Origin of the sequence: Plantibacter sp. Leaf1 (genome assembly GCF_001421315.1) — a bacterium.
In the GTDB taxonomy this organism is placed as follows: Bacteria; Actinomycetota; Actinomycetes; order Actinomycetales; family Microbacteriaceae; genus Plantibacter.
Window position 1 is genome coordinate 383,172 of the sequence record NZ_LMJX01000003.1, and the last position, 22,207, is coordinate 405,378.

Below are 22,207 nucleotides of genomic sequence, written 5' to 3' on the forward strand. Positions count from 1 at the left end.
TAGGGAAGCTCAGGACACTGAAGCCACCGCGGCAGGGACCTCGCCGCGGCGGCCGGCACCCGGCCTCCACATCGCCCGAGGAGATTGAACGATGCGCAACCCCACCACCACCCAGCTCCCCGCACGGACGCCACGGCTCTCCGTGGCCGCGAAGAAGACGACGTTCGCGGCGCTCACCGGTCTCACCCTCATCGGCAGCCTGGCCGGATGCTCGGCAGCCGACGCCGGGAGCACGACCACGACCACCACGCCGGACGCCAAGAGCTCGTCCACCCCGGAAGCCACCAGCGACGCCGGCGCGGCGACGGGGACCGGCTCCACCGACTACAAGGACGGCTCCTACACCGCCGACGGCAGCTACCAGTCGCCGAACGGCACCGAGTCGATCACGGTGACGGTGACGCTCGCCGAGGACAAGGTCACCGCCGTCGACGTCGTCTCGCACGCCGAGAGCGCGAACAGCAAGCGGTACCAGGCCGAGTTCATCTCCGGCATCGCCGGCGAGGTCGTCGGTAAGGACATCGACGGCCTCAAGGTCTCCAAGGTCGCCGGCTCCTCGCTCACGAGCGGCGGGTTCAACGCCGCCATCGACACGATCAAGACCGAAGCGAAGGGCTGAGCCGCCAGGTCGGCCGGACGATGAGCGAGACGACGCTGCGCTTCGACGCGATCGGCACCGGCTGGGAACTCGACACCGTACTGCCACTCGAGCCGGACACCGCCGAGGCCGTCGCCTCACGCATCGACCGCTTCGACCGCACCTGGTCGCGGTTCCGGAGCGACGCGTTCGTCGCCCGGTTCGCCCAGGGCCCCGTCTCGACGGCCTTCCCGGACGACGCCAGGGATGACGCGATCGCCCTGTTCGACACCTACCGCCGCCTGCACGATGTCACCGGTGGCGCCATGACCCCGTTCATCGGGGCGTCCCTCGAACGGCTCGGGTACGACGCCGCGTACACGCTCGTCCCGCAGGGGCCGGCGCTCGCCGCGCCGGCCTGGGACGACGTGGCCCGGTGGGACGGCGAGGTGCTCGAGACGGACCGCCCGCTGGTGATCGACATCGGTGCGGCGGGCAAGGGCCGACTCGTCGACCTCGTCGCCGACGTCCTCGTCGAGCACGGGCACGAGGCCTTCACCATCGACGCCTCGGGCGACCTGCGACACGAGCACGGGAGCGGCGCCCCGGAACCGCTCCGGATCGCGCTCGAGCACCCCTACGACCCGCGGAAGGCCATCGGGGTCGCGACGATCGAGTCCGGCGCCCTCTGCGCGTCAGCCGTCAACCGTCGCGCCTGGGGCGAGGGCCTCCACCACGTCATCGACGGCCGGACGGGCGAACCGACGGCGACGGTGGCGGCGACGTGGGTCACCGCCGGGCAGGCGATGGTCGCCGACGGCCTCGCCACCGCCCTGTTCTTCACCGATCACGAGTCGCTCAGCGGAGCCTTCGCCTGCGAGAGCGTCCGCATGTTCACCAGCGGCCTCACGGATCGGTCCGCCGGCTTCCCCGGCGAGCTCTTCACCTGAGTCGCGCACCGTCGGGTCCCACCCCGGTGCCACCATCATCCAGAAAGCAGACCGCACATGAACGGCCGCATCGGCTACTTCTTCGACACCGTCCTCGGACGGGTCACCATGTACCGCCTCGTGACGCTCTCGCTCGGCACCCTCGCGATCTACGCGTTCGTGCTGTCCCTGTTCGGCCAGGTGTTCTACAAACCGCTCGAACTGCTCGCGACGCTGGCCACGCTGCTCGTCGTCGGGTACCTGACGAACCGGCTGTTCGGCGCCCTGTTCCAGGTGCGCCCGCACAGCGAGTCGTCGATCATCACCTCACTCCTGCTGTTCTTCATCCTGTGGCCGACGAGCGATCCGGCCGCGCTGGCCTGGATCGCGCTGGCGGCGACGGTCGGGTCCGCGTCGAAGTACCTGCTCGCGATCCGCGGCCGGCACGTCTTCAACCCGGCCGCCCTCGCCGCCCTCGTGTCGAGCGTCATCGCGAGCTACGTCGTCCTCCCCGGGGTGTCGCCGTCGGTCTGGTGGGTCGCCAACCCGTGGCTGCTGCCCGCGGTGGTCGTCCTCGGCGGCCTCGTCCTCGTCCGCACCAAGCGACTCACGATGGCGCTCGTCTTCATCGTGCTCTCCTGGGCGCTCGTGACCGTCCGACTCGTCGTCGGCGGTCAGGAGGTCGTACCTGCGCTGCTCGCCCCGCTCACGTCCTACCCGATCCTCTTCCTCGCCGCGTTCATGCTGACCGAGCCGCTGACCCTGCCGCCCCGGCGCTGGCAGCAGCTCGGCGAGGCCGCGATCGTCGCGGTGCTGTTCTCCATCCCGTTCATGCTCGGTCAGGTGGCGTCGACCCCGGAACTCGCGCTCATTGTGGGCAACGTGCTCGCGTTCGCCGTCGCCCGTCGCCGCGGGATGCGGCTGACGCTCGAGGGGACGCGCACGCTCACCCCGACGGCGGTCGAGTACCGGTTCAGCTCGAAGCGGCCGGTGCCCTTCGCGGCCGGCCAGTACCTCGAGCTGTCGCTGCCGCACCGCGGCGCGGACGTCAGAGGTTCGCGGCGCATGTTCAGCATCTCGTCCCCGCCCGACGACGATCGGACGATCCGCGTGGCGATGCGGGTCCCGGAGCGGGCCAGCAGCTTCAAGCGGGCGCTGAGCGCACTGCCCGTCGGCGCGAGCCTCTCGGCCACCGGGGTGTGGGGCGACTTCGTCCTGCCGAAGGATCCGGCCAAGCCCGTCCTGCTGATCGCCGCCGGGATCGGGATCACGCCGTTCGCCAGCCAGTTGTCCCGGCTGCATCTGCGAGCCGAGAAGCGCGACATCGTCCTCGTCTACGTCGTGTCCGATCCGCAGGAGCTCGCCTACGCCGCAGAGCTTGAGACCTGGGGGACACCGGTGCTCGTGGTCGGGCCGCCGGCGGACGCCGCGCTGCCCGCGGGTTGGCGCGCCCTCGGCCCAGGCCGACTCGATCACGAGCGCCTCGCGGAGGCCGTCCCTGACCTGGCCTCCCGCGACGTCTTCATCTCCGGACCCCCGGCCATGGTCGACGCCCTGAAGCCCGCATTGCGCGGCATCGGCGTGGGCCGGGTCCACACCGACGCCTTCAGCGGGTATTGATCGGCACCAGGCCGCACCCGTCGGGGTCGACCGCCGCGCGAGTGGCGGATCGGCCCCGACGCCTTGCGCGAGCCTAGGATGGTCCACGTGATGCGGCGTTGGGTCCTCTGGTGCGGGTTCGGCTTCGTGCATCTCCTCGTCGGCTGGCTCTGCCTCGTGGCCGAGGGGCTCCCGCTCGGCGACGTCGTCCTCGTGTACCGCCCGTGGGTGGAGCAGGCGACCTCCGGCGGCCCCATCCCCGCCGTCGACGCACCCTGGGTCTATCCGATCCTCGCGATCGTGCCGATGCTGATCCCGCTCCTGCTCGGCAGCGCCTGGTACGGCGTCGGGTGGCTCCTCATGGTGAGTGTGTTGAACGCCGGCGCCTTCGCGGTGCTGCTCGGCAACGGTCACTCGCGCCCGCGGCTGATCGCGGCGGGGTGGTGGCTCGCGTTCCTGCTGCTGCTCGGACCGATCGCCCTCGCACGGATCGACTCGGTGACCGTGCCGATCGCGATCGTCGGACTCCTCTGGGTCGCCGGACGCCCGCGCGTCGCCGCGGTCCTCCTCACGATCGCCGCCTGGATGAAGATCTGGCCGGCGGCGCTCGTCGGCGCGATCGTCCTGGCCCACCGGCACCGCGGACGGGTGGTGGCCGCCGCCGCGGCGACCTCGGCGGTCGTGCTCGGGGTGGGGCTGCTCCTCGGCGGCGCGAACGCGGTGAGCTTCGTGACGGAGCAGACCGGTCGTGGCCTGCAGATCGAGTCCCTCATCGGGAACGCCTACCTCTGGCTTGCCGTGCTGCGCGTCCCGCAGAGCTTCGTCTACTACGACCGCGACATCCTGACCTTCCAGGTGACCGGTCCCGGCGTCGACACCGCGATCGCCGTCATGACGCCGTTGCTCGCGATCGCCGTCGCGGGTGTGGTGCTGCTGGGTGTCCTCACCGTCCGGACCGGGCGGCCCCTCGTGACCGTGCTGGCGCCGCTCGCGCTCCTGTTCGTCCTCACGCTCATCGTCTTCAACAAGGTCGGGTCGCCGCAGTTCGCGATGTGGTTGGCGGCACCGGTGATCCTCGGGCTCGTGCTCCAGCGTCGGCGCTTCATCGTACCGGCGGTGATCACCCTGGTGATCGCGGCGCTCACACAGCTGGTGTACCCGTACCTGTACCTGTGGCTGTTGAACGTCGATCCGGTGCTCGTGACGGTGCTGACCGTCCGCAACCTCGCCTACCTGGTCCTCGCCGGGTGGGCCGTCCACGCGCTCTTCGCCCCCGCCCACCCCGAGGACGACGCGGTGTCGTCTTCGGATGCCGTCCGTGTCCATGCTCGAACCCTCAAGGAGTGACCCATGCTCGTCGCCTTCTCCGTCGCACCCAGCGGCACCGGCAAGTCGGACGGCTCCGTCCACGACGCCGTCGCAGCGGCCGTCCGGATCGTCCGTGAGTCGGGACTGCCGAACCGGACCGACTCGATGTTCACGACGATCGAGGGGGAGTGGGACGAGGTGTTCGCCGTCATCAAGGAGGCCACCGAAGCGGTCGGCGCCTACGGGAGCCGCGTCTCCCTCGTCCTGAAGGCCGACATCCGGCCCGGCTACACGGGTGAATTGACGGCCAAGCTCGATCGGCTCGACGCCGCGCTCCACAACGACGGCTGATCCCTGCGGGGTGCCTCCACCGCTCGTCCGCGGATGGGACTCGAATCGATTCGAGGATTCGCGTACACTCGATCCATGCCCACCATCATGGACGGGTCGACGCAGCTGTCGCCGACCCGCATTCGTCTTGCCATCCTCGCGCTCGCCGTGGGTGCCTTCGGCATCGGTACCACCGAGTTCGTCGCGATGGGGCTGCTGCCGAACATCGCCACCGACCTCCTCCCGGAGCTCGCCGCGCGCAGCCAGGAGCAGGCGAACGCCCAGGCCGCCTGGCTGATCACCGCCTACGCGCTCGGTGTGGTCGTCGGAGCCCCGACGATCGCCGCACTCGTCGCCCGCTACCGCCGCAAGACCGTGCTCCTCTGGCTCGGCGTCGCGTTCACCGTCGGCACCCTCGCGTCCGCGCTGCTGCCGAGCTTCGGCCTCGTCCTGCTGGCCCGCTTCGTCGCGGCGCTCCCGCACGGCGCCTACTTCGGGATGGCGGCGCTCGTGGCCGCGAGTCTCATGGGACCGGGCAAGCGCGGCAAGGGCGTCGCGCTCGTCATGACCGGCCTGACGATCGCCAACGTGATCGGCGTGCCGTTCGCCACCTGGGTCGGCCAGGAGTTCGGCTGGCGGTCCGCCTACCTCATCGTCACCGCGATCTTCGCGCTCGCGACGGTCACCATCTGGTTCGCCGTGCCCGTCCAGGCAGGGAACCCGCAGCAGACGATGCGACGGGAGCTCCGGGTGTTCCGGCGGAGCCAGGTGTGGTTCGTGCTCGGCTTCGGATCCATCGGGTTCGGTGGACTCTTCGCCGTCTACAGCTACCTCGCCCCGCTCGTGACGGAGGTGGCTGGTGAGTCCGCATCACTCGTGCCGTGGGCCCTGGCGACGATGGGTGTCGGCATGACGATCGGCAACCTCGTGGGCGGACACCTCGCCGATCGCGGCGTGAAGCGGGCGCTCATCGTGTTCTTCAGCCTCATGATCGTCGTGCTGACCGCGCTCGCGCTCACCGCGTCATGGACGCCGACCATGTTCCTGTTCGTCTTCGCCGTCGGCTTCGCCTCGCAGGGGCTCGGACCGGCCATCCAGACGAGACTCATGGACGTCGCCGGCGACAGCCAGTCGCTCGCCGCGGCGCTCAACCACTCCGCCCTCAACATCGGGAACGCCCTCGGGGCCTTCCTCGGCGGGCTCGTCATCGCCGGCGGCCTCGGCTACCTCGCCCCGGTGTGGACGGGTGTCGTGCTGACGGGCGTCGGCTTGGTGATCGTGATCACGAGCTTCCGGGTGGAGCGACGTCAGCTCGCACGCGAGCTCGCCAGGGCGAACGAGACCGAGGACCGACGCGTCGCGGACCGCAACCCGCCGACGGCGCCAATCCCCGTCTGAAGACGGAACAGGCGCCCCTCCCGCCATCGGGGAAGGGGCGCCTGGGCCGTGATCGGAGCGGCTAGTCGACGATGATGCCGTCGAGGATCGCGCGCTTCCGCAGCGCGACCTTCGTGCCGACGTCGATACCCGCGTTGCGGTACTTCTCACGGATGCGCTTGAGGTAGCTCTTCGCCGTCTCGTCGGAGATCCCGAGGCTCTCGGCCACCATCTTCACCGGCTCACCGGCGGCGTACAGGGCCATGACCCGACGCTCCTGCGCGCTGAGGCGGGGTCCCGTCCCGGACGCGCCGCTCGCGAGCGCGAGGTCGAGCTCAGGGGAGATGTACGACTCGCCACGGGATGCCGCGCGGAGCGCGTGCACGATGGTCTCCGCGTCCTCGCTCTTCGCGAGATAGCCGAGCGCGCCGGCCGCCAGGGCCTCGCGCACCACGGCCGGGTCGCTGTACGTGCTCATGAGGACGGTGGTGACCCCGGTGGTCTTCAGCGTCGCGAGCTTCACGGCCACCGGGACGTTGTCCTTGAGGTCGACGTCGAGCAGGAGGACGTCGACGGGGAAGGCCGGGTGCGTCAGGAGTTCCGGCCACGAGGGCGTGACGACGACGAGCTCGATGTCGTCGGCGACGCTCCTGATCCATTCGGTGAGCGCGCCGAGCAGCATCCGGTGGTCATCGACGATGCCGACCCTGATCCGTGACTCCTGTGACGTCATTGACGTTCCCCTTTCCGCTGGCCTGCAGCGGGATTGTCGACGGTGCTGTCGACGTCGATCCTGATGCGGGATTTCTGGTACGTGTCCGAAGAGGAGCCCACTCGTCCGAGTGCTTCCCAAACCGCGGGATCCACCTTGGCGCGCTGCACCCCGCTCGCTTCGAGGACGATCGGGAGGGTGAGTGCTCCCGGACGGCCCTGTCGTTCGGAGCGGTCGACCGGCCCGAGCGTCAGCACAGCTGTGGCAGTCTGCGCGTCTGCTTCCCCGAGGAGCAACCATACTGCAGAGAGCAGGCCATCCCGCTGATCCGTTGCGAGATACGTCGCCAGGCGTTCGGGATCGCGCAGGGTCGCGCGCTCGGACAGCACGGAGGACTCCTGGAACGCGTGCTCGAGCCAGGTCTCCTTGCCCTCCGACATGAGGTGGCGCCGGAGCTCCGTGGCGAGGCGCGAGGCGCGGGCGGCGAGCTCGGGACTGAGCGGCAGGTCGACGGAGCCGTCGGCGACCCCGTCGAACAACTCCTCGGCCTCGAGGTCGAGCGCGACGAGTTCCTCGGAGTCGAAGAACCCGAGGGCGTCGCGGACACTCGCGACGGTGGAGGCGACCATCACCCGGTCGAGTTCGAGGCGGACGATCCGACGGTACTGGGCGACGATCGCGCACGCGATGAGCGGTGGGACGACGGCGATCGCGGCGAAGATCAGCTCCGCCCCGAGCGTCGGGCTCTGCGTCCGCGTGATGGTGAGGATGGACCCGACGAGGAGGAGCCCGAGCACCACCGTCGCTGCGGCGACGTCGCGCGCGGGCCGGAGGGTCACGACGGCGAGGAGCACGCCACCGACGGCCGCGGCGGCCGTCGGATACACCCCGATGGCGTCGCGGCTCCACACACTCGCCAGGTCGAGGGTGGCGACCACCACCAGCTCGATCAGCAGCGCGACGAACAACCGGTCCGAGAGGTGGAACGCGGAACGGCGGAGCAGGAGGAAGGTGGACGCGACCGCGCCGGCGAGGAGCAGCCAGGCCACCACGGTGAGCAGCGGCCGTGGATAGTGCCAGAACGACTCGAGGAACCGGATCGCCGCGTAGGCGACGAGGATGAGACCGGACACCGACAGCCCGATCCCCAGCTGTCTCGTCCCGAGCGACGACCGTTGGTGGTCCAGGGCGCGTCGATGCCGATACCGACGGGTCGGCCCGGAGGCGGCGGCGAGGCGGTCGATGCTCATGCCTGTGGGACCTCCAGGATCACGGTCGTGCCGGCGCCCGGTGCGGAGAACACGCGCGCCTGACCGCCGACCTCCTGGATGCGCGCGACGACCGACTCAGCGACGCCGAGGTGACCATCCGGCACCGCTGTCGGATCGAACCCGCTCCCGGCGTCCGTGATGAGGAGCCTGGCCGTCTGCTCGTCGATGGAGACGGTGACGTCGGCCGAATCCACGCCGGAATGGCGTCGCACGTTCTCGAGGCATTCGCCGAGCGCGAGGAGGAAGGCTTCGCGTACCCGGGGGTCGAGCTTCGCCTGGCCACCGCCGTAGACGTTGACGGTGAGCCCGAGTCCGGCGAAGCGGTCCGTCACGGCTTCGATGCCCTCGTCGAGGGTGAAATCGGCACTGCGTTGCAGGATGTAGGTGCCGGAGGAGACGGGACTGAGCTCCTCGCCGAGCCGGAGGCTCCGGAGCAGGTGCGCGTCGTTGCGCGCCTGCGAACGGAGGGCGGTGGCGTCGACGCCCCGCCCGGAGTGGGCGAGGAGCGTCAGGGTCGCGAGCGCGGTGTCGTGGAGGAGCCGGGCGTCCTGCCGTCGTTGCGACTCGGCCTGGCTCGCGAGCCGCTCCGCGTTGTAGGCGCTGCCGATGTTGTCGACGCGGCGGATGAGTCGGGGCACGCTCGAGTCGAGCCATCCGCCGAACGCTCCGATCGTCACCCACACGGCCGCAGTGAGACCGATCGTGGGGATCGTGAGGTTGGTCGCCCCGGTGACGACGACGATCGCGACGGCGGTCAGGAGGAACGCCCCGAGCAGCAACGGCCAGGCGCGGCGGAACGGCACGAGTCTCGCGGCGATCGCCCCCATCCCGAGGGAGGCGATGGCGGCGATGGCGCCCGCCTGACCGACGCTGCCGGTGCCGCCGTCGGACAGGCCGACGACGACCACCGCGACGACGCCGGCGAGGAAGACCAGGGCGAGCCAGCGGGGACTGTCGTACTGCTCCGCGGCGATGTGCGTGACGGCGAGCGCGCCGACGAGGAGGAGCACGGCGGCGTATCGGCCTCCGGACACGACCCCGGGGACACTGAGGATCATGGCGGCGGTGACACATCCGGAGAGCCCGAACAAGCGGGTCGTGCGCCGCAGTAGACGTCGCTTGGTCCTCGCCTCGCGTTCCATGCTCACGCTCCTCTGAGGAGTCACCTTATCGGGTGACGCACGCGCAACGGAACGACTGTTGGGCGGCCGGGCGGCCGCCCTCAGACGTCCAGGAGTCGGCGCAGGTGCGGGCCGACCAACGCGTTCTCGATGAGGAATCCGTCGTGTCCGAAATCGGACCGCAAGACCGCCGGTCGGGTGCCGTCGAGGTTGCCCGAGAGGTGCAGGGCGATCTCCTCCTGCCCGCTGACCGGGAAGAGCCGGTCGCTGTCGATCCCGAGGACGAGCGACGGCCCCGGATAGCCGCGCAACGCGGCCCCGACCCCACCGCGGTCGCGCCCGACGTCGTGCGAGTTCATCGCCTCGACGAGCGTCACATAGCTTCCGGCGTCGAACCGACGCGTGAACTTGTTGCCGTGGAAGTCGAGGTAGGACTCCACGGCGAAGCGTCCGCCCCGGCCGAGCGGGCTGACGCTCGACTGCCAGCTGCGCTCGAACCGCGCGTTCAACTCACCCGGACTGCGGTAGTTGAGCAGCGCCATGCGACGGGCGAGGGCGAGCCCGCGGTGCGGACCGTCGCCGTCGGGCGCGTCGTAGTAGTCGCCGCCCTGGAAGTTCGGGTCGGTCCGCACCGCCTCGAGCTGGACGAAGTTCAAGGAGATCTGGTCGGCCGTCGTCACCGGGGGAGCCGCGATCACGGCGAGGCGCTCGACGAGGTCCGGATGGGTGACGGCCCACTCGAGGGCGTGCATGCCGCCCATCGACCCACCGATGACGGCGGCCCACCGGTCGAGGCCGAGGTGTCCGAGGAGCCGGTGCTGCGCCTCCACCTGGTCGCGGACGGAGGTGTACGGGAACCGGGAACCCCACTCGACGCCGTCGGGGGCGAAGGACGAGGGGCCGGTGCTGCCCTGGCAACCGCCGATCATGTTCGGTGCGACGACGAACCAGCGGTCCGTGTCGACGGCGAGGCCGGGGCCGACGACGCCGGCCCACCAACCGGCCGTCGCGTGCCCGTTGCCTGCGGAGCCGAGCACGTGGCTGTCGCCCGTGAGGGCGTGGAGCACGAGGACCGCGTTCCCGCCGTCGTCGTCGAGGGTGCCCCAGGTCTCGTAGGCCAGCCTGGCGTGCGGGATGCTGCCGCCGTGCTCGAAGTCGAGGCGGCCGAGCGGCGCGAACAACCGGTCGCCCGGGCGGTCGCCGTCCCGCCACGCGCCGCTCGAGGGCGGGTTCGCGAGCAGGGCGCCGACCTCGGCTTCGGTCACGAAGCGGGAGGGCACACTGTCTTCCGGGATCTGCCAGTCCATAGGTCTCCATTGTGGCGTGCCCTGGCGCGCCGACCGGCCGTGTTACGTCACCGGTTCGGTGGTGGTCGGCGCGGTGCGCTGACGCGAGCGCACGCCCGTCGGCCTCGGCGCTTCTGTCTCGGCCCGAGCGACCCGGAACCGGCGCGAGCGCCTCGTGAACGACGCGAGCGCGGGTCTCTGGAGACCCGCGCTCGCGGTGGTGGGGTGCGCTCGCGTCAGCGCATCGCGCTGGCACACCCCGGACGGGATCAGACCCGGGCAGCCTCGACGACCTGCTTCGCGGCGGTCAGACCGGCCTGGAGGTCCGCCGTGATGTCGTCGATGTTCTCGAGCCCCACGGAGAGGCGCACGAGACCCGGCGTGACCCCGGCCGTGAGCTGCTGCTCGGGCGACAGCTGCGAGTGCGTCGTCGACGCCGGGTGGATGACGAGCGAACGGACGTCGCCGATGTTCGCGAGGTGCGAGAACAACTTCAGCGAGTTCACGAACGCGCGACCGGCGTCGACGCCGCCCTTCAGCTCGAAGGACAGCACGGCGCCGACCCCCTTCGGGGCGTACCGGTTGGCGGTGGCGTACCAGGGGCTCGACGGCAGCCCCGAGTAGTTGACGCTCGCGATGTCGGGGTGCGCGTCGAGCCACTCGGCGACGTGCTGGGCGTTCTGCACGTGACGCTCGATCCGCAGACTGAGCGTCTCGATGCCCTGGATGAGCTGCCAGGCGCTCGCCGGGGCGATGGCCGCACCGAGGTCGCGCAGCAACTGTACGCGGGCCTTGATGATGTAGGCGAGGGCGTCTCCGACGGCGTCCGTGTAGACGGCCCCGTGGTACGAGGGGTCCGGCGTCGTGAGGCCCGGGAACCGCTCCGCGTGGCCGGTCCACGAGAAGGTGCCGCCGTCGACGATGACCCCGCCGATGACCGTGCCGTGGCCGCCGAGGAACTTCGTGGCCGAGTGGACGATGATGTCCGCCCCGTGCTCGAAGGGGCGGATGAGGTAGGGCGTCGCGATCGTGTTGTCGACGATGAGCGGCACACCGGCCGCGTGCGCGACGTCGGCGACGAGACGGATGTCCAGGATGTTGATCTTCGGGTTGCCGATGGTCTCCGCGAAGAACAGCTTCGTGTTCGGACGCACGGCGCGACGCCACTCCTCGGCGTCGTCCTGGTTCTCGACGAAGGTGGTCTCGATGCCGAGCTTCGCGAGCGTGTACTTGAAGAGGTTGTACGTACCGCCGTAGATCGAGGAGGACGACACGATGTGGTCGCCCGCCTGCGCGATGTTCAGCACGGCGGACGCCTCGGCGGCCTGACCGGACGCGAGGAGGAGCGCACCCGATCCGCCCTCGAGCGCAGTGAGGCGCTCCTCGACGACGGCCTGCGTCGGGTTCTGGATACGCGTGTAGATGTTGCCGAACTCGGCGAGCGCGAAGAGGTTCTTCGCGTGGTCGGCGTTGTCGAACACGTAGCTCGTGGTCTGGTAGATCGGCGTCGCCCTGGCCTTCGTGACGGGATCGGGCGCGGCTCCCGAGTGGATCTGCTTCGTCTCGAACTTCCAGTCGTTCGTGGCATCGCTCATGATGGATGGTCCCCTCTGCTCGGGTGGTCGGTGCTGCTCGGGTGTCGAATGCCGCCGGTCGGCCGCTCGGTCCGACATCCATGTCGTCGGGGCGTCCCAGGACGGTGGTCCGTCGTGAACCCGAGGCTACCGGCCCCGCCTGGACGGGCCAACCGCGCGGAAACACGACGTAACGCCCTCGGCGCGTGGCTACCCTGGAAGCATGACGACGAGACGTGTGGTGGTGACCGGTGCGAGTTCGGGGATCGGTGAGGCGACGGCGAGACGCTTCGCGGCCGAAGGCTGGGACGTGGTCGCGGTGGCCCGCCGGGCCGACCGCCTCGAGACGCTCGTCGCCGACATCGGCGGCACGGCCGTCGTCGCTGACCTGACCGTCCAGGCCGACGTCGACGCCCTCGCGGCCCGGGTCGAGGGGCTCGGTGGGGCGCACGCCCTCGTCAACAACGCGGGCGGTGCCTTCGGCCTGGCCTCTGTCGAGGACGGTGACGTCGACGACTGGGCGCGCATGTACGACATCAACGTGCTCGGGACGAAGCGGGTCGTGCAGGCGCTCCTGCCGATCCTCCGCCGGAGCATCCCCGACGGCGGCGCGGCGACCATCGTCGGCGTGACGTCGATCGCCGGACACGTCGCGTACGTCGGCGGCGGCGGGTACAACGCCGCGAAGTTCGCCGAGCGCGCCCTCTTCGAGGTGCTCCGCCTGGAGCTCAACGGTGAACCCATCCGCGTGATCGAGGTGGCCCCGGGCATGGTGCACACGGAGGAGTTCTCGCTCGTCCGGTTCGGCGGCGACCAGGAGCGCGCCGACGCCGTCTACGAGGACGTACCCGACCCGCTGTCGGCCGACGACGTCGCCGAGGCGATCGTCCACGCGACCTCGCTGCCACCCCACGTGAACCTCGACCACATCACGATCAAGCCGGTCGCGCAGGCGGCCCCGTACCGTCTGGCGAAGGGGCCGTTGCGCGTCGCGGAGTAGGCCCTTCGACAGGCTCAGGGACCGACGGGGCGCTCAGGGACCGAGGGGGCGCTCAGGGACCGGTGGGGCGCTCAGAGCCCTGTCGGGCGCTCGACGGCCCGATCGGCGCTCGGCATCAGGGCCGCGTCGACGGGAGCCGCGTCGGCGAAGGCCAGCTTCGGCACGAAGCAGAGCAGGACGGCGGCGACCAGCGCGCCGACACCGCAGATCGCCCAGACCGTCAGGTAGCCGGAGAGGCTGGACGCCCCCGCGGTCACCGCCTGGGCGGCGCCGGCCACGAGGACGACACCGAAGACGGCCGACGCGAACGACCCGCCGATCGTCTTCGTCGTGTTCGTCAACGCGGCGGCGACACCTGTCTGGCCGCGTGGCGCTGCGGCTGCTGCCGCGGCAGGCATGGCTCCCACGAGCGCGCCCGAGCCGAGTCCGGCGATCCCCATGTTGAGGAAGACCTGCCAGGTCTCGAGGTGGAACGGCAGGAACAGCAGGTATCCGACGGCGACGAGCGTCGCCGCGACGATGAGCGCGATCCGTGGCGACGCCCAGCGTGACACGAGGGGGAACAGCAGTGCGCCGACGATCATCGAGATCAGGTACGCGCCGATCAGGGTGGAGATGTCGCCCGCGTCGAGTCCGAGGCCGTAGCCGTTCTCGCGCGGCGTGCCGGCGTAGGTGCTGAGCGGAGCCTGGGCGCCGAGCAGGCTGATCCCGATCAGACCGGCGGTCAGCTGCACCGGCCACATGGTGGGCTGCCGGAGGACGCGGAGGTCGATCGCCGGGTCGGCTTGCCGGAGCTCGTGGCGGCCGAAGGGGAGGAACGCGAGCACGCCGACGCCGATGAGCGCCCAGACCCACCAGGTCTCCGGACCATTGAGCCGCAGGAAGGTGAGGCCGGAGGTGATGAGCAGGAGCGCGAGGCTGAGCAGCACGAAGCCGGCGAGGTCCAGCGTCCTGCCGGGCAGCGGTTCCGACTCCGGGACGCCGAAGAGGATGGCGAAGAAGACGAGGGTGACGGCGACGGCCGGGAGCATGAGCGTGACGGCGATGTCACCACCGAGGGCCGTGAGGATGCGCCCACCGGACAACGCACCGATGATGGCACCCGCTTCGAGCGCGACGACGAGGAGGCCCGCGGCCCGACGGGTCTGCGAGGCCCCGGTGCCGGAACGCCGGCCGCGTTCGAAGATCAGCGCGATCTCGAGGGGCAGCCACACGACGTAGAACCCCTGGAGCGCCCACGCTGCGAGGAAGGACCAGAAGTCGCCGGCGACGACGAGCCACCAGCTCGCGCCGGCCGTCAGGACCGTCGAGACGAGCAGGATCCGCTTGTGCCCGTACAGGTCGCCGAGCTTGGCGAGGATCGGGACCACGAGCGCCGACAGCAGCAGCTGGGCGGCCTCGAACCAGTTGAAGTCCGCGTCGACGACCCCGAGGTGCCGGACGAGGTCGGGGATGAGCGGCACGTAGTACCCCTGCAGTACCCCGCTCGTGATCTCGACGAGGAACAACCAGCCGATGAGTCCCGCCGTGATGCCCGCCGTCGAACCGCGGAGGGACGTCCGCCACCCGCCGGCCGCCGCCCCGTTGGCCTGCCGATCTCGCGTCATGAGGGGGATGGTACAGGCGCCCGGTCCGGCAGGATAGCGTTGGAGGATGTCGACCGAGAACCCCAGCGCAGCGTCCCCGGAGCGAGAGGTCCTCGACTGGCCCACGTTCGGTGACGCGTCCCGTGAGCTGTCCAGCCAGATCGTCGCGAGCGGGTTCCGGCCCGACTCGGTCGTCGCCATCGCCCGCGGTGGCCTCCTCCTGGCCGGTGCCATCGCCTACGCCCTCGACGTCAAGGCGTGCGGCGCGTTGAACGTGGAGTTCTACACCGGCGTCGACGCCAGGCTTCCGGAGCCCGTCGTCCTGCCCCCGCTGCTGGACATGGCCGGACTGCCTGGCAGCCGCGTGCTCCTCGTGGACGACGTCTCGGACTCCGGACGCACCCTCGCGATGGTGCTGGAACTCATGCAGGCCAGCGGGGCGGAGGTGCGGACGGTCACCCTGTACGAGAAGCCGCAGACGGTGCTGCGCCCGGACTACGTGTGGAAGCGCGTCGACCGGTGGATCTCCTTCCCCTGGTCGACCCTGCCGACGATCACGGCCTGACCGGACCCCTCGCAGCCCGGGCGCCGGGTAGGGTCGCAGGGTGAGTGTTTTCCTCCTCGGCGGTCCGGCCGCCCCAGAGACCGAGTCGACCGTCTACGCAGCGTTCATCGCCGAGGCGGCCGCCCTCGCGGTCGTCGCCGGCCGGCTCGCCCCGCGGATCGCGATCGTCGTCGTCCACGACGGGGACGGGCTCGAGCAGTCCGCTGCGCTGGAGCGCGCCGTGGCCCGCGCTGGTGAGATCGAGGCCGTGCGTGTCGTGGTCCGCGAGGGCGGCGTCGTCGCGCAGGCGCAGCTCGCCGAGGTCGACGGCGTCATCGTCGGCGGCGGCTTGCCGTCCGCCTACGCGGAGGCCGTGGCTCCCGTCGCGACGGACATCCGTCGCTTGGTCGCCGCCGGCCTGCCCTACCTCGGCATCTCGGCCGGCGCGATGATCGCCGCCGAGCACGCGATCATCGGTGGGTGGCGTGTCGGCGAGGTCCCGGTGAGCCCGGAGGCCGCGTCCGAGGAACTCGACGAGGTCACCATCGGCGATGGCCTGGGGCTCGTGGACATCGCGGTCGAGGCGCACGCCGCGCAGTGGGGCACCCTCGGGCGCCTCGTGGCCGCGACCGAGGCCGGGGTCGTCGACGGCGGCGTCGCGATCGACGAGAACACGGCCCTCGTGGTCGGGCAGGGTGCGTTGACCGTGCTGGGCGGCGGCAGCGTGTGGCAGGTCTTCACCGCCGAGCACGGTGTGGTCGTGCGCACGATCGGCGCCGAGCAGCAGCAGTAGGCGATGACGGACGGTGTGCTGGGTGGGAGCCCGGCGGAACTCGCCGCGGCCGGACTGATCGACGACGGTTGGGCGGCAGCGCTCGAACCGGTCACCGACCGCCTGGCCGGGATCGATGCCTGGCTCGCTTCGGAGACGGCTGCAGGAACCCCCTGGCTCCCGGCACCGGAGCTCGTTCTGCGGGCCTTCCGGACCCCGTTCACCGCGGTCCGCGTCCTCATCGTCGGCCAGGACCCGTACCCGACGCCCGGTCACCCGATCGGGCTGTCGTTCGCCGCGGACCGCGGGGTGCGCCCGCTGCCGCGCAGTCTCGTGAACATCCATCGCGAACTCCGCGACGACCTCGGCGTCCCGACCCCGGAGCACGGCGACCTCAGCGCCTGGACCGGACAGGGCGTCATGCTCCTCAACCGCGTCCTCACGGTCGAAGCCGGTGCCGCCGGTTCCCACCGCCGGCGAGGCTGGGAGGCGATCACCGAGCAGGCCATCCGCGCGCTCGCCGCGCGTCCTGTGCCGCTCGTGTCCATCCTCTGGGGGAAGGACGCCGAACGGTTGGCCCCGCTCCTCGCGTCCCCGGACGACCCGGACCGCCACGTGATCGTCTCCGCCCACCCGAGTCCGCTCTCCGCCTCGCGCGGGTTCTTCGGATCGAGACCGTTCAGCCGCACGAACGACTTCCTCGCCTCGCGCGGGGCGGACCCCATCGACTGGTCCCTCGACTGAGCAGCCCGCCACCGCGCGGGCCGCAAGGCCTGTCCGTGGCCGCGCCCCCTGGCTAGGCTGGGGGGATGCTGGAAGAGGAGTACGAGCCGAAGCGCCGACTGCCACCGCACCTGCGGAAGCCGCCGACGCCGGAGACGCCGTTCGCCTTCACCATGCGGGACGCGACCGCGGCCGACCTGCCCGACATCCGTGCGATCTACAACCACTACGTCGCCAACAGCATGGTGACCTTCGACGAGGACGCGATGACGCTCGCGGAGTGGCGTTCCAAGTTCGCCTACCTCCAGCGGCTCCAGCTGCCGTTCATCGTCGCGGTCAACCCGACCGGACAGATCCTCGGGTACGCCCTGTGCGCGCCGTGGAAACAGAAGCGCGCGTACCGGTTCACGGTGGAGAGTTCGATCTACCTCGGAGCGGCGGCGACGGGCAAGGGGCTCGGCACCGACCTCCTCGGCGAACTCATCGAGCGGGCGAAGGCCGCGGGCCTCAAGGAGATGCTCGCGGTGATCGCCGACAAGGGCGCCGAGGCGTCGATCAAGCTCCACGAGAAGTTCGGCTTCACCGAGGTGGGGCGCATGGGCCGCGTCGGGTTCAAGTTCGACCGGTGGATCGGCACGGTCCTCCTGCAGAAGTCACTCAAGCGCTGACCAGAGGGCGGCTCCGAGACCGGGGTCGCGGCCTAGGCTGATCCCATGGCGGAACTCCACGAGCTGACGGCGCTCGAGCAGTGGCAGGCGTTGCAACGCGACGAGGTGTCACCGACGGAGTTGGCACGGCACTACCTCGATCGCATCGAACGGCTCGACGACGCGATCGGGGCGTTCACCTCGGTCGCCGCCGGATCGCTCGCCGGGCGGGTGGAGGCGGTCGAACAGCTGTCGAGGACCGCACCGCTCTGGGGACTACCGATCGGCGACAAGGACCTCGTGTCCCGCGCGGGGCAGCCCGTCCGCTTCGGGTCCCGGCTCACCGCTGAGTTCGTCGCGACGAGTGACGACGAGCTGGTCTCCGTGCTCGATCGCGCCGGTGCGGTGAGTCTCGGCAAGACCGCGACGCCGGAGTTCGGACTCTACGGCTACACGGAGCCGATCGGCGCCGAGCCGACGCGCAACCCGTGGGCCCTCGACCGCGGGGCCGCCGGTTCGAGCGGTGGAGCCGCCGCTGCCGTCGCCGCCCGACTGCTGCCGTTCGCGCCGGGCTCGGATGGAGGCGGGTCCGTCCGCATCCCGGCTGCCGCCTGCGGGCTCGTCGGCCTGAAACCGACCAGGGGACTCGTCCCGGCCGGGTCCGGCGTCGACCGGCTCGCCGGACTCGTGGTCCCCGGCCCGATCGCCCGGACCGTCGCCGATGCCGCGCTCCTCCTCGACGCGATGATCGAACGCGTCCACGGCCGGATCGACCACCACTTCACCCTCCGTGCGCCCGACGCCGACGACGGTCCGCTGCTCGGCCATGCCATCCGCGGTGAGGGACGGTTCCAACTGGCGGTCCTCGACGGGTCCCCGTGGGACAGCGCCTACGAGCTGGCCTACGATCCGGAGGCCCGGGCAGCGGTCGGTGTCGCGGTCGATGCCTTCACCGCGATGGGCCACGGCATCGACGAGCTCGCCCTCCGCGACGCCGAACGCTACCCGGCCGACTTCACGACGATCTGGCAGGCCTCCGCCGCCGGTGTCCCGGCCTCCTCCGAAGCGGAGCTGGCGCTCCTCGAGCCCATCACGAGGTCGCTCGTCGAACGGGGTCGGGCGCTGCCGGCCACACGGCTCATGGAGACGCTCGCCAGCCTCCACCGGTTCGAGCGCAGCGTCCTCGCCCAGTTCGCCCCGTTCGACGCGATCATCACCCCCGCGCTCGCGCAGACACCGCGACCGATCGGCTGGTACGACGCGGCGTCGCCCGAGCTGAACTTCGAGCAGCAGGTGCGCTACGCCCCGCACACCTCGTTCGTGAACGCGACCGGCCTCCCGGCCATCACCCTCCCGGTGCACCAGACGGCCGATGGGCTGCCGATGGGCGTCCAGCTGATCGGCCGTCCCGGCGGCGAGACCACCCTCCTCGCCCTCGGCGCCCAGCTGGAGCGCCGACTGCGCTGGCAGGACCGGGTCCCGCCCATCGCGAGCTGAACCGGCCGGGCGACGTATGACGGGATGTGACGCGGTCGCCCCGCCCGACACGGCCCCTCGCGCCTAGGGTGCTGAGGCGGCCCGTTCGGAACGGATCGATCGGACCGCTCCAGCAGAGGAGCCCGTCATCGCCGTCCAGTCCAGTCCCAAACGCCTCATCCTCAACCTGTTCGAGATGAACTGCGTGAGCCACATCACCCACGGCCTCTGGCGGCTGCCGGGCAATCGGCGCGAGCAGTACACCGACATCCGCTACTGGACCGAGCTCGCCCGCACGGCGGAGGCCGGCGGCTTCGACGCCGTGTTCATCGCCGACGTGGTCGGGACGTACGACGTCTTCCGCGGCGGACCGGCGGACGCCCTGCGTGAGGGCCTGCAGATCCCGAACAACGACCCGCTGCTCATCGTGCCGGCGATGGCCGCCGTGACCGAGCACCTCGGGTTCGGGATCACCTTCTCGACGAGTTACGAACCACCGTTCGCCTTCGCCCGTCGCATGAGCACCCTCGACCACCTGACGAACGGCCGCGTCGCCTGGAACATCGTCACCTCGTACCTGCCGAACGCCGCACGGAACTTCGGCCTGGCCGAGGAGATCCCGCACGACGAGCGCTTCGCGATCGCCGAGGAGTACCTGGACGTCCTCTACAAGCTGTGGGAGGGCTCGTGGGACGACGACGCCGTCGTCCGCGACCGCGAGGCCGGGGTCTACTCCGACCCCGACAAGGTCCGGTACATCGACCACGTCGGGCGCTACTTCCAGGTCGCCGGACCACACCTGTCCGAGCCGAGCGCGCAACGGACACCGCTGCTGTACACCGCGACCGCCTCGCCGGCCGGGATCGCGTTCGCCGGGCGGCATGCCGAAGCGGTGTTCACCGGCGTGCGCGGACCGGGCGGTGCGGGGCCGCTCCTCGAGCGGTTCCGTGCGGCGGCGGCCGACAACGGCCGCGACGGTGCCGCCCTGAAGATCGTGGTCCAGGCGGCCGTGATCGTCGCGGCCACGCAGGAGGAGGCCGAGGCGAAGGCGGCACAGTACCGGGAACACACGAGCCTCGTCGGCCGGTTCGTGCACGCGAGCCTGCCCTTCGACCCGCTGGCGCACCCGGAGGACCGGACGGTCGCCGAGGCGCTCGCCGCGGAGGGGGTCCCGGCCGACGCCCTGCCGCCGCAGGTGACGGCCGGCACCGTCGGCGAGTTCATCGCGCGAGCCGGCAGCGATCTCGAACGGGACTTCTTCGCCGTCGGCACCCCGGAGGTCGTCGCGGACGAGATCGAGCGATGGCTCGACGATGTCGGCATCGACGGCATCAACCTGCGCCAGTACCACAGCCTCGACACGCTCACCGATTTCGTCGAGCTCGTCGTGCCGGAGCTCCGTCGCCGGGGACGGCTGCGCGACAGCTATCTGCCGGGGGAGACGCTCAGAGAGCGCCTGACCGGGGGAGCCGCCCGGCTCCCGGCCGACCACCCGGCCGCCCGCTACCGCGGCGGGCGGAACCTCGGCGGGCACGGGGCCACAACCTCCGAGGGACACACGGCGTCATCGAGGGAACCCGCGGGAAACCTGTCGTAACAGAGCGGCGGGGTGGCCCGGCGTGCCGACCAGGATGGGCAACCACACCGGCACAGCACCGGACCACCCCGACCTCCAGGAGCACCCGTCATGACCCCAACCACCAGACGGCGAGCACGACTCGCCGCCGCAGCCCTCGTCGCCGTGAGCATCGCGCTGACCGGCTGCTCGGCGGCATCGGCCTCATCCGACGCGGACGGTGGCAGCCTCACCTACCTCGACGCGGAGATCCCCACCTCGGCGCAGGTGCAGGAGGCGGGCACCTGGCAGACCCGTGCGCTGCAGCAGAACGTGACCGACCGCCTGCTCTACCGCAACGCCGAGACCGGTGAACTCGAACCGTGGATCGCGGACTCCTGGACCGTCAGCCCCGACGGTCTCACGTACACCTTCGTGATCCGTGACGGCGTCACCTACAGCGACGGTACCGACGTCGACGCCACGAGCGTCGCGAAGAACCTCAACTGGCAGTCGGCGGGCGACGAGGCGAAGGGGACGACGCCGAACGCGCAGTTCCCGTCCGGCCTCGTCGCGACGCCCGATGACGCGAGCAGCACCGTCACCGTCGTCCTCGCCGCCCCGTACGCACCCTTCCTCAACGTGCTCACCGGGTGGGGATCCGGGCTCGTCGCCGACGCCACGATCGACGCCAGCAAGGAGGAGCAGTCGAAGTTCGTGAACCTCATCGGCTCCGGCCCATTCGTCGTCGCGTCCGAGACCTACGGCAAGGAGATCGTGCTCGACCGTCGGGACGGCTACGCCTGGGCCCCGCCGTCCTCGCCGAACCAGGGCGAGGCGCACCTCGCCTCGGTCACGGTCATCCCCGTGCAGGAGGACAGCGTCCGGCTCGGCACCCTGAAGTCCGGCGAGGCGGACGTCATCCGCTACGTCCAGCCGAGCGAGGAACAGGGGCTCGTCGACGCCGGCTACGACATCGTGTCCAAGACGGGTGTCGGGCTCAGCAACCAGTGGTTCCTCCGCAGTCAGGCGCCGTTCCTCGACGACGTCGACGTCCGGAAAGCGCTCCTGCACGCGATCGACCGTGACCAGATCATCGAGACGCAGTACACCGACAGCTGGACGCCTGCGACCTCGGTCCTGTCGCCCGGCACCTTCGGTTACGTCGACGAATCGGCGAAGTTCGCCTACGACCCGGATGCGGCGAACAGCCTCCTCGACGGTGCCGGCTGGACCGAGCGCGACGCGGACGGCTACCGCACGAAGGGTGGCGAGCGGCTCACGGTGAAGACCTACATCGACGTGTACGACAACACCGCGAAGAGCCTCTTCCAGCAGATCCAGAACCAGTTCAAGGACGTCGGGATCGAGCTGTCGCTCAACGAGCTCGACTACTCCACCTACTGGGCGACCGCGTTCGCGGACCCGGAGGTCGGGGCGCTCCGGGTCGGCTGGCCGCACCCCGACCCGTCGAAGGGCCTCAGCGAGTACTACGGCAAGGACGGCTCCGACCTCCTCGGTCTCGCCGGCTCCGACACGACCCTGCAGTCGCTGCTCGACGCGCAGAACGCCGCGACGGACGACGACACCCGTGCGGCGATCCTCGGACAGATCCAGGACCACCTGATCGACCAGGCCTACGTCGTCCCGATCCTCAACGACAGCCAGGTGTTCGTCACCCAGCAGCGGGTGCAGGGCTTCTCCCTCACCGACGGCGCCCTGCCGGAGTTCTACAACACCTCGATCGAGGACTGAGCGTTCGGGAGGGCCGTCGACCGGACGGCCCTCCCGGTTCAGATCCCGTCCCTTCCGAGAGGAGG

At 70.7% G+C, this 22,207-nt stretch carries 20 protein-coding genes; 14 read left to right on the top strand and 6 right to left on the bottom strand.

The window, feature by feature from the left end:
• The first annotated feature begins 91 nt into the window (after positions 1 to 91).
• From ASE44_RS15630 to ASE44_RS15655, 6 genes are all read left to right on the top strand, one after another.
• Entirely contained in the window at positions 92 to 619 is a 528-nt protein-coding gene (locus tag ASE44_RS15630) for an FMN-binding protein (RefSeq protein WP_157580024.1), read from the top strand.
• Between the two features lie 20 nt (positions 620 to 639).
• Positions 640 to 1,527, top strand: a complete 888-nt coding sequence (locus tag ASE44_RS15635) for an FAD:protein FMN transferase (RefSeq protein ID WP_056781737.1) — start codon at positions 640 to 642, stop codon at positions 1,525 to 1,527.
• A gap of 57 nt (positions 1,528 to 1,584) precedes the next feature.
• The gene (locus ASE44_RS15640) at positions 1,585 to 3,126 is read left to right on the top strand and encodes an FAD-dependent oxidoreductase (protein WP_056781739.1); all 1,542 of its coding nucleotides are present in this window, start codon (positions 1,585 to 1,587) and stop codon (positions 3,124 to 3,126) included.
• Positions 3,127 to 3,216: 90 nt separating this feature from the next.
• Positions 3,217 to 4,452 (top strand): glycosyltransferase 87 family protein, encoded by a 1,236-nt coding sequence (locus tag ASE44_RS15645; RefSeq protein WP_082456146.1) that lies wholly within the window; start codon positions 3,217 to 3,219, stop codon positions 4,450 to 4,452.
• A 3-nt stretch (positions 4,453 to 4,455) separates the two neighbouring features.
• On the top strand, positions 4,456 to 4,764 hold the full coding sequence (locus ASE44_RS15650) for a thiamine-binding protein (protein ID WP_056781741.1): 309 nt from the start codon (positions 4,456 to 4,458) through the stop codon (positions 4,762 to 4,764).
• 75 nt (positions 4,765 to 4,839) lie between these two features.
• Positions 4,840 to 6,141, top strand: coding sequence for an MFS transporter (locus ASE44_RS15655; protein WP_157580026.1), 1,302 nt, complete (start codon positions 4,840 to 4,842; stop codon positions 6,139 to 6,141).
• 61 nt (positions 6,142 to 6,202) lie between these two features.
• Here ASE44_RS15655 and ASE44_RS15660 read toward each other — a convergent pair whose 3' ends face one another.
• The 5 genes from ASE44_RS15660 to ASE44_RS15680 all read right to left on the bottom strand — a co-directional run bounded on the left by ASE44_RS15660 (position 6,203) and on the right by ASE44_RS15680 (position 12,105).
• Positions 6,203 to 6,853, bottom strand: a complete 651-nt coding sequence (locus ASE44_RS15660; RefSeq protein ID WP_056012577.1) for a response regulator transcription factor — start codon at positions 6,851 to 6,853, stop codon at positions 6,203 to 6,205.
• Positions 6,850 to 8,082, bottom strand: a complete 1,233-nt coding sequence (locus ASE44_RS15665; protein ID WP_056781742.1) for a hypothetical protein — start codon at positions 8,080 to 8,082, stop codon at positions 6,850 to 6,852. Before ASE44_RS15665 ends, ASE44_RS15660 begins: the two co-directional genes overlap by 4 nt.
• Positions 8,079 to 9,245: a sensor histidine kinase gene (locus tag ASE44_RS15670; protein WP_056781744.1), complete on the bottom strand. Its 1,167-nt coding sequence runs from the start codon at positions 9,243 to 9,245 to the stop codon at positions 8,079 to 8,081. The genes ASE44_RS15665 and ASE44_RS15670 overlap by 4 nt, the downstream gene beginning before the upstream one ends.
• An 80-nt stretch (positions 9,246 to 9,325) precedes the next feature.
• The gene (locus ASE44_RS15675; RefSeq protein ID WP_056781745.1) at positions 9,326 to 10,531 is read right to left on the bottom strand and encodes a homoserine O-acetyltransferase; all 1,206 of its coding nucleotides are present in this window, start codon (positions 10,529 to 10,531) and stop codon (positions 9,326 to 9,328) included.
• A 248-nt stretch (positions 10,532 to 10,779) separates the two neighbouring features.
• Entirely contained in the window at positions 10,780 to 12,105 is a 1,326-nt protein-coding gene (locus tag ASE44_RS15680; RefSeq protein WP_056012565.1) for a bifunctional o-acetylhomoserine/o-acetylserine sulfhydrylase, read from the bottom strand.
• A 202-nt stretch (positions 12,106 to 12,307) separates the two neighbouring features.
• Between ASE44_RS15680 and ASE44_RS15685 the strand changes: the two genes are divergently transcribed.
• Complete coding sequence (locus ASE44_RS15685) at positions 12,308 to 13,084, top strand: SDR family oxidoreductase (protein WP_200921129.1); 777 nt, start codon at positions 12,308 to 12,310, stop codon at positions 13,082 to 13,084.
• A 71-nt stretch (positions 13,085 to 13,155) separates the two neighbouring features.
• Here the strand turns inward: ASE44_RS15685 and ASE44_RS15690 are convergent, their stop codons facing one another.
• A complete protein-coding gene (locus tag ASE44_RS15690; protein ID WP_082456147.1) occupies positions 13,156 to 14,691 on the bottom strand; it encodes an MFS transporter in 1,536 nt (511 codons plus the stop codon).
• 46 nt (positions 14,692 to 14,737) lie between these two features.
• Between ASE44_RS15690 and ASE44_RS15695 the strand changes: the two genes are divergently transcribed.
• The 7 genes from ASE44_RS15695 to ASE44_RS15725 all read left to right on the top strand — a co-directional run bounded on the left by ASE44_RS15695 (position 14,738) and on the right by ASE44_RS15725 (position 22,142).
• Positions 14,738 to 15,235, top strand: coding sequence for a phosphoribosyltransferase (locus ASE44_RS15695; RefSeq protein ID WP_056012559.1), 498 nt, complete (start codon positions 14,738 to 14,740; stop codon positions 15,233 to 15,235).
• Positions 15,236 to 15,275: 40 nt separating this feature from the next.
• Positions 15,276 to 16,007: a Type 1 glutamine amidotransferase-like domain-containing protein gene (locus tag ASE44_RS15700; RefSeq protein WP_056781747.1), complete on the top strand. Its 732-nt coding sequence runs from the start codon at positions 15,276 to 15,278 to the stop codon at positions 16,005 to 16,007.
• A 3-nt stretch (positions 16,008 to 16,010) separates the two neighbouring features.
• Positions 16,011 to 16,730 carry a uracil-DNA glycosylase gene (locus ASE44_RS15705; protein ID WP_056781748.1) on the top strand — a complete coding sequence of 240 codons (720 nt, stop codon included), beginning with the start codon at positions 16,011 to 16,013 and terminating at the stop codon, positions 16,728 to 16,730.
• 65 nt (positions 16,731 to 16,795) lie between these two features.
• The gene (locus ASE44_RS15710; protein WP_056012546.1) at positions 16,796 to 17,377 is read left to right on the top strand and encodes a GNAT family N-acetyltransferase; all 582 of its coding nucleotides are present in this window, start codon (positions 16,796 to 16,798) and stop codon (positions 17,375 to 17,377) included.
• A gap of 45 nt (positions 17,378 to 17,422) precedes the next feature.
• Positions 17,423 to 18,853: an amidase gene (locus ASE44_RS15715; RefSeq protein WP_056781749.1), complete on the top strand. Its 1,431-nt coding sequence runs from the start codon at positions 17,423 to 17,425 to the stop codon at positions 18,851 to 18,853.
• Positions 18,854 to 19,028: 175 nt separating this feature from the next.
• Positions 19,029 to 20,429: an NtaA/DmoA family FMN-dependent monooxygenase gene (locus ASE44_RS15720; RefSeq protein ID WP_082456148.1), complete on the top strand. Its 1,401-nt coding sequence runs from the start codon at positions 19,029 to 19,031 to the stop codon at positions 20,427 to 20,429.
• Between the two features lie 90 nt (positions 20,430 to 20,519).
• The gene (locus ASE44_RS15725; protein WP_056781751.1) at positions 20,520 to 22,142 is read left to right on the top strand and encodes an ABC transporter substrate-binding protein; all 1,623 of its coding nucleotides are present in this window, start codon (positions 20,520 to 20,522) and stop codon (positions 22,140 to 22,142) included.
• The last annotated feature ends 65 nt before the right edge of the window (positions 22,143 to 22,207 follow it).

Coding starts and splice junctions, on each gene's coding strand:
- ASE44_RS15630 (WP_157580024.1), top strand. CDS start 92: ATGCGCAACCCCACCACCACCCAGCTCCCCGCACGGACGCCACGGCTC.
- ASE44_RS15635 (WP_056781737.1), top strand. CDS start 640: ATGAGCGAGACGACGCTGCGCTTCGACGCGATCGGCACCGGCTGGGAA.
- ASE44_RS15640 (WP_056781739.1), top strand. CDS start 1,585: ATGAACGGCCGCATCGGCTACTTCTTCGACACCGTCCTCGGACGGGTC.
- ASE44_RS15645 (WP_082456146.1), top strand. CDS start 3,217: ATGCGGCGTTGGGTCCTCTGGTGCGGGTTCGGCTTCGTGCATCTCCTC.
- ASE44_RS15650 (WP_056781741.1), top strand. CDS start 4,456: ATGCTCGTCGCCTTCTCCGTCGCACCCAGCGGCACCGGCAAGTCGGAC.
- ASE44_RS15655 (WP_157580026.1), top strand. CDS start 4,840: ATGCCCACCATCATGGACGGGTCGACGCAGCTGTCGCCGACCCGCATT.
- ASE44_RS15660 (WP_056012577.1), bottom strand. CDS start 6,853: ATGACGTCACAGGAGTCACGGATCAGGGTCGGCATCGTCGATGACCAC.
- ASE44_RS15665 (WP_056781742.1), bottom strand. CDS start 8,082: ATGAGCATCGACCGCCTCGCCGCCGCCTCCGGGCCGACCCGTCGGTAT.
- ASE44_RS15670 (WP_056781744.1), bottom strand. CDS start 9,245: ATGGAACGCGAGGCGAGGACCAAGCGACGTCTACTGCGGCGCACGACC.
- ASE44_RS15675 (WP_056781745.1), bottom strand. CDS start 10,531: ATGGACTGGCAGATCCCGGAAGACAGTGTGCCCTCCCGCTTCGTGACC.
- ASE44_RS15680 (WP_056012565.1), bottom strand. CDS start 12,105: ATGAGCGATGCCACGAACGACTGGAAGTTCGAGACGAAGCAGATCCAC.
- ASE44_RS15685 (WP_200921129.1), top strand. CDS start 12,308: ATGACGACGAGACGTGTGGTGGTGACCGGTGCGAGTTCGGGGATCGGT.
- ASE44_RS15690 (WP_082456147.1), bottom strand. CDS start 14,691: ATGACGCGAGATCGGCAGGCCAACGGGGCGGCGGCCGGCGGGTGGCGG.
- ASE44_RS15695 (WP_056012559.1), top strand. CDS start 14,738: ATGTCGACCGAGAACCCCAGCGCAGCGTCCCCGGAGCGAGAGGTCCTC.
- ASE44_RS15705 (WP_056781748.1), top strand. CDS start 16,011: ATGACGGACGGTGTGCTGGGTGGGAGCCCGGCGGAACTCGCCGCGGCC.
- ASE44_RS15710 (WP_056012546.1), top strand. CDS start 16,796: ATGCTGGAAGAGGAGTACGAGCCGAAGCGCCGACTGCCACCGCACCTG.
- ASE44_RS15715 (WP_056781749.1), top strand. CDS start 17,423: ATGGCGGAACTCCACGAGCTGACGGCGCTCGAGCAGTGGCAGGCGTTG.
- ASE44_RS15720 (WP_082456148.1), top strand. CDS start 19,029: ATGAACTGCGTGAGCCACATCACCCACGGCCTCTGGCGGCTGCCGGGC.
- ASE44_RS15725 (WP_056781751.1), top strand. CDS start 20,520: ATGACCCCAACCACCAGACGGCGAGCACGACTCGCCGCCGCAGCCCTC.